Raw genomic sequence first — 7,572 nt, 5'->3', positions numbered from 1 at the left:
TTTGGACAATTTTTCTCATTTGACGCCGCTCATTGCGCGGAATTGGTGGTACGATGGCCATAACTCAGTCCTTCCTTTTTGTGTTTTTTTGGTTTTGCGATTAAAAAGTTCGCAAAAATAGGACTGAGTTTCTTTGATTCGCCTACCATTTTGAAAAGCTATTTAGCAAAGCTGCTCTGGGAAAAATCTTTGATAGGATACCCTCTGATATTTTTGACAGGCTAATTAAGTCTGAAAAAGAGGTGGTGAATAAAGAATATTAATTTATGGATTTATAATTAAATAGTGATTTTAAGTAACCACTTAACGGTGGTTGCTGTTCTGTTTCTCCCCAATCCTTTGTTATTGAAAATTTAAAATGTCACTCTGTTCTCTAAAATAGAGATCATTTTTATTCCAGAAGAAGAGTTAGGAGAATTCTTACTTTTATAGACTTTCTCTAAACTCATCAGAACTAGCCAATACTGGACTGATAACGCTGAGTTGTTCTTAGATTCTAGCTTGAGATATGTATAAGCGTCTTGGCATTACTTTACTTTGGTTACCTCGGCGTTCCAGATCATCCATTTTCGTCTGATCCAATTTTAAAACTATTCCAAGACTTTTATGATCAATGAGTTAATCTTTGAGTATTGCAACCGAAACAATAATATTGGTATCGCTCCCTGACCGTTTTCACAATAATTTATTGATTCCAGAGAGGGATAAATTTTTGGCAAAATCCATCGATGCAGCAGTAAAATTCTTCTGAATTAGACATGCCTGAGGATCCCCACGATTTGTTTTATTTCGCTAAAACTTTGATCGTACCTCAGGCACTTTAGTTCCCTTCTTAAGCGACGCTCAGATTACTTATGGTGGTAAGTTGTGGCTGATTATCCAAAAATAGTACTTTGTTGAAAGCACTAGTGTGGCGTAATGCCGATATAAGCTGATTAATCAGTTCATCAGTCACATGAGGCATAACGAAAAGGTGTGCATACTTAATACCATTTTTAACTTCCGTAGACAGTGAGAACTCATCGACAATATCACTGCTAGGACAGAGGAACAGGATACTGAGGGAAAGTGGGGAGCGGTGGGTGTGAAGATCAAGCCCCAGCTCGTCACCTAATGTCCGCAATTTCTGATAAACATTTTCACTCATCCGAAGTCGATGGACGATATTTTCAATTTGGTCATTATAAGAATATCTGGCCAGATAATGCCAAAGTAGCAGCGCCGAAAAACCATTTCTCGAACCTGCTAAAGTAGAATCTTGAGCACCGATATAATCCACGCTAAGGAAGTTCAACAGGTATTTTTGTTTGGTCAGGTAAACACCTGTCGGCCACGGTGTTCCCATTTCTTTATGACCGCTGGTCACAATTGAGTGAATTGGATTTCTGAAATCAAATGAAGGAAGCGTCCCTACACCAATATCAATTCCTTGCTCTCTCGCTTTTTCTAAGAATGGACCATAAGCAGCACCCAGCGCACCATCAATGTGGAACCAGTAGCCATTTCGAGGACTTTTGACAACTTTGCCATTTTCCAGTGTAATTTGAAGGGTTCTATCCTTAAGACCGTATTTTTCAAGTATGGGGAGCAGCAAATCAATTGCGCCACTGACATCATCAAGTGCACCTTTAAAGGTTGTGCCATAGTTGAAATTTACCACTATCGGGAAACCTCGTGACGCAAAAAATTCGACTAATATGCTCAGTGCATTTATATCAATCGACCCTGTTGGTAGAGATGGAACTTTTGTCGGCCATTTTCCATTATTCGTTTTAATAGGGCACTGTCCCGGATAACGCAACTCCCCGATTTCAGCGAAAGTAGGCAGTACTAAAATATCTTTGGCTTTATCAATTGAGTAATGTGTATCCTCGGAGTAAAAAAGTACGGGTGTTAGTGAATTATCATTGCCTTCCAGATAAGTGCCTTGTTCAGTGTGATTATTTGAATTCAGATCAATCCAGAGCGCTTTTCCAGCTAGGTAGTCACGTGCATTACGTAGTGCATATAAATTCCCTTCGGTGCTTCCCATTGACAAGACATAGCCCCAATAGCCCTCTCCCGGTGTGGCGCTATCTCGGTCAGGTGCATTCCAAAGTTTAGCAAAATAATCTAATACCGCGCATTCAAAAACCTTTGAGTTAAGCCTAAAATCACCAGCCACAAACGGATCACCAACATTGTTTAACTGAGTATCTAGGTATTCACTTAGTTCTGGCGAATAACGGAGTGATTGATTCGTTTGATAACCCAGGAATTTATTACGTGTTTTCGTTACATATGACCTCAACTCTGTCAATGCTTTCCCACGTTCAGTATCTGTTAAACCATCTTCAGATAATTTAAATAAAGATTTATCAGCGTTGACATAGATTTCATGATTCATATTTGGTCCAGATGCAATAATTTATAAATTTGTTAGCTGGTAAATTATGGGGTTGAATTAAAAATCCATAAAATTAACTAACTAATAAACTGTAACTAATTGATATAATTCACAGTGTAATTTATATAATTAAATTGTTACTTAGGGTTTTTATATTATATTTTCATGTGTGACCATTCAATAATAATCTTGTTTAATGATTTTTATTAATGCATTAAAATATGTAAGACGTTTATATATTTTAACTGGTCTGATGAAATTACATTTCACTGTATGATTTTTCTCTTTTGTTACTTATATACACCGTCATTGAAGATGATTGATTTTCTATTCAAATTAGATCATGTTGATGACAATGAAAACTATCTGACGTCAGGTCAAAACGCGTCCTAGAATTAATGTATAAGACCACAAATGATCTAAGGAACAACACACATCTTGGTCGACAAAATAGGATTGATTTTGGCGGTGATAACGAGCAAATGAAATACCAAATGTTGGTATAGGTATAGACAGGCCAAACTCTTGAAAAGCACTTTAGCTATAAATCACTTTGGGGCATAAACGTGTTAGACCACACGGTCTGAATGGGTCACCGCGTATTGACAGCCTCTCTCTGACGCCCAAAAATTCCGTCGTGCTCCTGACATTATTTTTTGTCCCGGGAAATGAATTACCCATTGACCTGATGATTTCTGTTGATTAGCGTAGTCAGACTTATCCATGATCCGGTCGCTTGTGAGGATCACCTTCGGGCAGCGACAGCAACACTCCTGTAGCCTGCAAGGGAGTACACTACGGTGTGGTACATCTGCGCCCCTTTGGAAGCAGATATCGTCAATCTGATGACGATGAAGGTCGCTTAATCTCATCCATAATGGCCAACCGGCCAGTCACCCAACGGGGAACACATTTCCCATTGGGCCAGGTGTTCTCCGTTGTTTTTATCAGGAGAATACCATGCAACAAAATACTCCCCCGGCCACGGTGCACACTGTGCCCCCGGCTGAACGCTCCCCTTTTGCTGACATTTTTCCGCACACCGGTTCACTGGAACTGATGTTGCTGGAGTACACGTTCATTAAAGCCGCTGCCGGGCTGTGTGACGATGACCGGTGTGACCGATGGCAGTACCGGAAGGTGTCAGACCACATCGCCTATATCGTGCCGGCCCGGTTGGAGCCTGCGGTGGTCAATGTGAGTACGACGGACTTTAAAGGTGAAGTCTCCGCCGATGCCTTTGGGCTGATGGTGACCCTGAGCGTATTAAGTTATCTGACTGACCTGATGAAGCTGGACGGATATGCTGAGCGGCTTTGCACCCTGCGTGAATATGCGCGGCAACATCCTCAGGCTCAGTGTATCCGGGCGGCTCTGGGCTTAAAAGGAGAATGTGATGCCGGATAATGAACTGATGCTGCTGGACAGTCTGGCCCTGTCGGTCGTGTTCCCCGGCAAAACTCCACTGGAACGGTTGTTTCTGGGTTTCCTGCTGGCAAATACCGCCTCACAGTTGTGTGGTGAATATCGTCCTGAGCAGTGGCGCAGCCGGAACGTGTCTGATTCCCTGACGTATATGATCCCCACCGCGGCAAAAAACTATTCGGTTTATCTGCCGGAGACGACATTGACGGCCACGCTGTCTGCGGATGCGTTTGGTCTGGCTGTCACCGCGATTGTGTTTGCCCGTATCGCCGAGCTGGATGAGCCGAATGCCGATGCATTCCGGTTCTGCGAACTGCGGGAATACGCGCTGCACCACCAGGAAACCGGGCTGCTGCGTGCGGTACTGGCGATGCAGCCCAAAGAGGACATCATCAGCTCGTCATTTATCCATAACAACCATCATCACCACTGACGTTATCAGTCGATGAGGCTGTTAACTCTCATTTTTAGCGCCTGACCGGGGAGCCGACAACACCTTCCCGTATTGGGCGGGTGTTGTCTTTTTTTAACGTCAAATCAAGGAACAACACCATGAACGCCATTTTTTTGCCCGTGCCGGAGAATACTGCTCAGGTATTACCGGAAGACATTTTTACCGTCCAGGTCACCGGCCTGATGCAGCATCCTCACCGACCGCAATCGCTGCAAGAGGAAATCCTGACCGTGTGTGAAACTGCCTCCATCACCGAAGCGGTACAACGATTGAAAGTCATCCATTTGCTGGGTGACTGGCCGATACCGGAAATCTCATCGGGTCAGTATCGACGCGCTTTTTTTCCCCTGACCGTGATGATATATGACGCCAAAGATAACAAGGTGCTCGGTGGCCGCTTTGATGACGAGATCGTCTGGGCGCAGCCGGTTACACTGACGTCAGAACGTTTGTCACTGGAACGAAAACAACAGCAGTTATGTCAGGCGGCCACCGTTGAGCTGAGCTGGCAGGATCCGCAGGCAGCCCACGTTTTGTGGCAGGAGGCGAATTTGTTGTCACTGCATATGATTTCACCCGATTACCACTATCATCACGAAGTGCAGGATATTCTCCGGCATAGCGCAACGGTCAGCGTTTGATGGTGTCACCCTGGAAGCCTGACGTTTAACCGTCTGGCAGGTGATTACACTGACTGGTTCGGCGTGGTGAGCTGGTCAGACAACCTTGATATCGGCGCGTGTTGGGAGAAGCTGGCGATTTATCCGACCTCGGCGCAGCCCTGCGATATGCTGATGATACGACCGACCCGGCTGGCTCCGGAGATTAACGGCAACAGTGGCTTATTAAAAGGAATGACCACCACAGCGCAGTGCTACGATGAGCACTATGGGCTGGAATGGCCGTTCGGTCATCATGTCCGCTGGGAACGGCGCCATGTCAGCAGCTTAACCGTGCGTTTTGACTCGCCGTGGGTCCCCCCGTCGGCAGAACTGATGGGCGGGTTGTCATCGGTGTTTGACTGTGAAATCCGCCATTGGTACAGCGAACCGTCAGGAAGCCTCAAAGGCTATGATTGTTATGATCAGGGTGAGCATGTGGACAGCCACAATGGGCAGGTAGGGCACGAAAACCGTCCGGCACTGTATCTGGTTAACGGAGACAAAACCGAAACGGCACTGGCACTACCGGCGATGGCCGTCGGCCAGTAATTCTTTGTTCAACGCAGCATCAATTTATCTTTACTTCAACCGGAAGGGGAAACACATTCCCCTTCCGGGGCGTGTTTTCCTTTTTTGTTTTATAGGAAAACATGCTATGGCCTCTCACCCTGACTATCAGAAAGACTTTATTTCGCTGTTTAAACAAACCGCCCGTTACCGTAACCATTATCGGGTTTTTCAGGATTTTTGCAACTGTGCAATGGCGGCCATTCACAATAAATACTGTTTCAGTGAGAAACTCGAGCAGTTCTATCTGAAAACCATCAACAAGTATGAACGGGAAGATATTGACCGGATTATGAAACTGTTTTCGATGACCGCGCTGGCCCTGGCAGAAGCCCCCTGTGATTTTCTCGGCAGCGTGTTTATGCAACTGGAGCTGGGGAATAAGGGACTTCAGCAGTTCTTTACGCCCTGGAGTGTCGCCAGAATGATGGCACAATTACAGTTGAATGAGGTGTCTGACTTGTTGCAGACCCAACCCTTTATTACTTTCCACGAACCATGCTGTGGTGCGGCCTGTATGATGTTGGCAGCCGCAGAGGTATTAAGGGAGCAGGGACATGATCCGTTGTCCAGTATGTGGGTATCTGCGATTGACATCGACCCGCTGGCAGCGGTGATGGCGTATATCCAGCTTTCCCTGACCGGTATTCCGGCCGCGGTTACGATCGGTGATGTGCTGAATGATCCCGGCAGCCAACGGACACGCTATACACCGGCCCATTATCTGGGCAACTGGTCACAGCGTTTGCAGGCCTATAACCCGGCGGCCTGATTTCTGTTTGCATCTTCTTTGTTTCACGACTGCGCCTTTCGGGGCGCTTTTTTACGTTTAAGGGTAAGTCATACAAACAATTTTCATTTTTGCAAAAAGAGTTTCGCCTTGTTTCCGAGTGGGATTGACCGACACTGAGCCAAATTTGACAAGGAGAAAAGTGATGTTTACACGTTTTAAATCGCATTTTACCCGCTCGCCAGCATTACAGAAAAAATCATCAGGGCAAAAAACGAGCGGGGCTTGTGATAACGGGGACTATTTCCGGCCACAATCAGTGGAGGCGTTGCTGGCAACCCCCTTGCGCCATCAGTGCCTGCAACAATTATGGCAAAACAGTACGCTCCCTGAAGGGTTGTATCAGCGTTTTTATCTCGCCCCGATTAAACAATTATTGGGCAGTGTTCAGCAGATACCGGCCTCTCCGGAAGGGAAATGTTCAGGCCGTGGCGGATTTGCTGACCTGACACTGCAATTTACCACCTGCCGTTGTTGCGGCAACTCGAAGGAGAACTGGAAGACGGGCAGGTCTGGCAACCGGGCATCGGTATTCCCGACAAACCGTTTCGTTTCCGTTTTCGTGCACCGGAGAACATACCGTCGGCTCCACAGGAAGTGTTGCTGGCTGCCTGTCTGTTACCGGAAAAAGCCATGATGTGGCTGGTGACGGTACTGGAGGTCTGGCACTGTCTGATGCAGCATCTTAACGGACGACCCTCCACTGTCCCATTGATAGAGACATTACTTCAGGATTCGGCCGAGCAGGTTCAATCCCCGTTGTGGATAAAACAGGCGGTTTCTCCGTCTCCGGCGAAGGAAGCGGCGTTCTCTGCCGAAGGCAATCCGGTACCGAAAATCACATCCTCGCCTCCTGTCAGTGAAATCACAACCCCACCGCCCTCTGTGTCTGACGATACCCTGACATTATTATCCTTATTTCAGTCACCGGATGCATCTTCTCTGCAAAATCAGAGAAAAAATCACCACGCCGACTCGAAACTGACCAAACGGTCAACACGGGAGAAAGAAAGTGTTGCCCCTGACAGTCACCTGCACTCATCATTTAAAGATAAATAATTCAAATGGTTATTTTTATTTTATTGCCGCGAATTGTTTTTGGACAGGAAACGGCAGGATGAGCCGAGGAAAAAATAACATGTTGCACACCGTAGACACCCTCAGTTGGGAAGAATTATTAGAAGAGTACTTTTTTCACATATCCTGCGACCGGATACCGAATGGAGTTATCGCAAGGTCACACGGGGTTTTATCCGGTTTATGGGAGAAGCCGCATCACCGGCACAGG

At 46.1% G+C, this 7,572-nt stretch carries 6 protein-coding genes and 2 pseudogenes; 7 read left to right on the top strand and 1 reads right to left on the bottom strand.

Features of this window, described 5'->3' with window-relative positions; genetic code table 11:
* Positions 1-832: 832 nt before the first annotated feature.
* The gene (locus AACS90_RS18720; RefSeq protein ID WP_099123533.1) at positions 833-2,386 is read right to left on the bottom strand and encodes a pyridoxal-dependent decarboxylase; all 1,554 of its coding nucleotides are present in this window, start codon (positions 2,384-2,386) and stop codon (positions 833-835) included.
* Positions 2,387-3,346: 960 nt separating this feature from the next.
* Between AACS90_RS18720 and AACS90_RS18715 the strand changes: the two genes are divergently transcribed.
* From AACS90_RS18715 to AACS90_RS18685, 7 genes and pseudogenes are all read left to right on the top strand, one after another.
* A complete protein-coding gene (locus tag AACS90_RS18715; protein ID WP_099123532.1) occupies positions 3,347-3,793 on the top strand; it encodes an antirestriction protein in 447 nt (148 codons plus the stop codon).
* Entirely contained in the window at positions 3,783-4,244 is a 462-nt protein-coding gene (locus AACS90_RS18710; protein WP_099123531.1) for an antirestriction protein, read from the top strand. Before AACS90_RS18715 ends, AACS90_RS18710 begins: the two co-directional genes overlap by 11 nt.
* Before the next feature lie 119 nt (positions 4,245-4,363).
* Positions 4,364-4,906, top strand: coding sequence for a hypothetical protein (locus AACS90_RS18705; RefSeq protein WP_099123530.1), 543 nt, complete (start codon positions 4,364-4,366; stop codon positions 4,904-4,906).
* A gap of 33 nt (positions 4,907-4,939) precedes the next feature.
* Positions 4,940-5,476: pseudogene (locus tag AACS90_RS18700) on the top strand (DUF1281 domain-containing protein); the annotation flags it as partial.
* Positions 5,477-5,582: 106 nt separating this feature from the next.
* A complete protein-coding gene (locus tag AACS90_RS18695) occupies positions 5,583-6,266 on the top strand; it encodes an N-6 DNA methylase (protein WP_099123529.1) in 684 nt (227 codons plus the stop codon).
* Between the two features lie 163 nt (positions 6,267-6,429).
* A complete protein-coding gene (locus AACS90_RS18690; RefSeq protein WP_241538328.1) occupies positions 6,430-6,921 on the top strand; it encodes a TraI domain-containing protein in 492 nt (163 codons plus the stop codon).
* A gap of 501 nt (positions 6,922-7,422) precedes the next feature.
* Positions 7,423-7,572, top strand: a pseudogene (locus AACS90_RS18685) (site-specific integrase); the annotation flags it as partial.

The organism is Xenorhabdus sp. KK7.4 (assembly GCF_963876465.1).
GTDB lineage: Bacteria > Pseudomonadota > Gammaproteobacteria > Enterobacterales > Enterobacteriaceae > Xenorhabdus > Xenorhabdus stockiae.
Note: the sequence above shows the minus strand (reverse complement) of the source record. Positions and strands in the feature narration are given on the sequence as shown.

Coding starts and splice junctions, on each gene's coding strand:
- AACS90_RS18710 (WP_099123531.1), top strand. CDS start 3,783: ATGCCGGATAATGAACTGATGCTGCTGGACAGTCTGGCCCTGTCGGTC.
- AACS90_RS18705 (WP_099123530.1), top strand. CDS start 4,364: ATGAACGCCATTTTTTTGCCCGTGCCGGAGAATACTGCTCAGGTATTA.
- AACS90_RS18720 (WP_099123533.1), bottom strand. CDS start 2,386: ATGAATCATGAAATCTATGTCAACGCTGATAAATCTTTATTTAAATTA.
- AACS90_RS18695 (WP_099123529.1), top strand. CDS start 5,583: ATGGCCTCTCACCCTGACTATCAGAAAGACTTTATTTCGCTGTTTAAA.
- AACS90_RS18690 (WP_241538328.1), top strand. CDS start 6,430: ATGTTTACACGTTTTAAATCGCATTTTACCCGCTCGCCAGCATTACAG.
- AACS90_RS18715 (WP_099123532.1), top strand. CDS start 3,347: ATGCAACAAAATACTCCCCCGGCCACGGTGCACACTGTGCCCCCGGCT.